The sequence below is a fragment of the Kitasatospora sp. NPDC085895 genome, from assembly GCF_040702125.1.
Taxonomy (GTDB): Bacteria; Actinomycetota; Actinomycetes; order Streptomycetales; family Streptomycetaceae; genus Kitasatospora; species Kitasatospora arboriphila.
In genome coordinates this window covers 1-1,355 of sequence record NZ_JBFBJY010000230.1, presented here as the reverse complement: position 1 = coordinate 1,355, position 1,355 = coordinate 1, and the positions used below count along the sequence as shown (strand labels likewise).

Here is a 1,355-nt window from a genome sequence, read left to right as displayed (position 1 = left end):
TGCGACAACACCCCACGAGCCCACTCCGACCTCATGGCTCATGATCATCCACGACGCCCCCCACACTCCCCGTCTATCGCGCACCAAGTTGTTACTGCCGCGCCGGCACCGGGCGAGCTGCTGCTGCAGTCGGCGCAGCCGCTTCGCCTCGCCCGGCGTTGCGTACGGGCGGTCGTGGAAAACTCCCTCGCTGGTGGTCGCGGCCACGGCCACGCCCCGGTCCACGCCCACCGCCGTGCTCGGCATGGCGTGCTGCCCGGGCGTCGTCCTGCCGTCTTCCACCAGGAAGGAGATGAACCAGTGCCGCCCCTGCCGGGTGATGCTCGCCGACCGGACCTCGCCGCCGAGCGGGCGGGACCAGCGAAAGCGGACCCACCCGAGCTTCGGCAGCTTCGCCCGACCCCACGTGCGTCCCAGGCGCTCCACCGTGATCCGGTTCCCGGCCGGGAACCGGAACGACGGCGACCAACGCGCCTTGGAACGCCATCGCACCTTGAACGTGCCGTGCTCCCGGCACGCCCGGTCCAGATCCCGCAGAGTCTGCTGCAACACGTGCGACGGGGCCTCGGCCAGCCACGGGAACTCCCTCTTCGCCGCGGCCGGCTCGGCGGCCTGCGGCACGTAGTTCATCCACGCCCCACGCCGCCGGTACTCCCGCCGCTGCTCCAGGGCCGTGTTCCACACCGACCGGCAGACAGCGCCGAACGTCTCGCACAACCCGGCCTGCACGGGGTCGAGTTCAAGCCGATACCGGCGGCCGGACAGCACCGCGGAACACCCCCTTCGATTGCCGTCACCACCATAGAGCAGCTCACCGACAACGCAGCGACCTGCGCCGCTTCGCGGCTCCGGACCGGGGATCGCCTTGTCCCCGGCCTGAAGGCCGGAGTGTGCGGCGACGAGTTACCGGATCAACCTGGACATCCGCCAGATCCTGGACGTCACCACGACCGAATGGGGCGTGGACGTCACCCTGGTCGAACTCAAGGACATCCAGCTGCCCGACACCATGAAACGCGCGATGGCCAAGCAGGCCGAAGCCGAGCGGGAGGAGCAAGCAAAGATCATCAGCGCACAGGGAGAGGCCCAGGCCGCCTCCGCACTCGGCGACGCCTCCGACACGATGATGGCCCACCCGCTCGCCCTGCAGCTGCGCAACCTGCAGAGCCTCGTCGAGATCGCCGTCGACAAGAACAGCACCGTCGTCTTCCCCGCACCCCTGATGAGCACCATCGGCGAACTCGGCTCCTTCCTCTCCCGCTAGATGAATGATGCGAAGGGTTAGTGGTCATAGGCGGTCAGCGAGCGCATGACGGGCTGGCCGGTGCGGTCGTTGTGCCAGATTGCACAGGTCA

2 protein-coding genes are annotated in these 1,355 nt (G+C 68.7%); one reads left to right on the top strand and one right to left on the bottom strand.

The genetic code is table 11. The features are described from left to right. A partial coding sequence (locus tag AB0442_RS42470; RefSeq protein ID WP_366168849.1) for a transposase occupies nt 1-768 on the bottom strand: 768 nt, incomplete at its 3' end. A gap of 142 nt (nt 769-910) precedes the next feature. On the opposite strand from AB0442_RS42470, the gene AB0442_RS42465 reads away from it, so the two are divergent. Next, entirely contained in the window at nt 911-1,264 is a 354-nt protein-coding gene (locus tag AB0442_RS42465) for an SPFH domain-containing protein (protein ID WP_366168850.1), read from the top strand. Nucleotides 1,265-1,355: the final 91 nt, after the last annotated feature.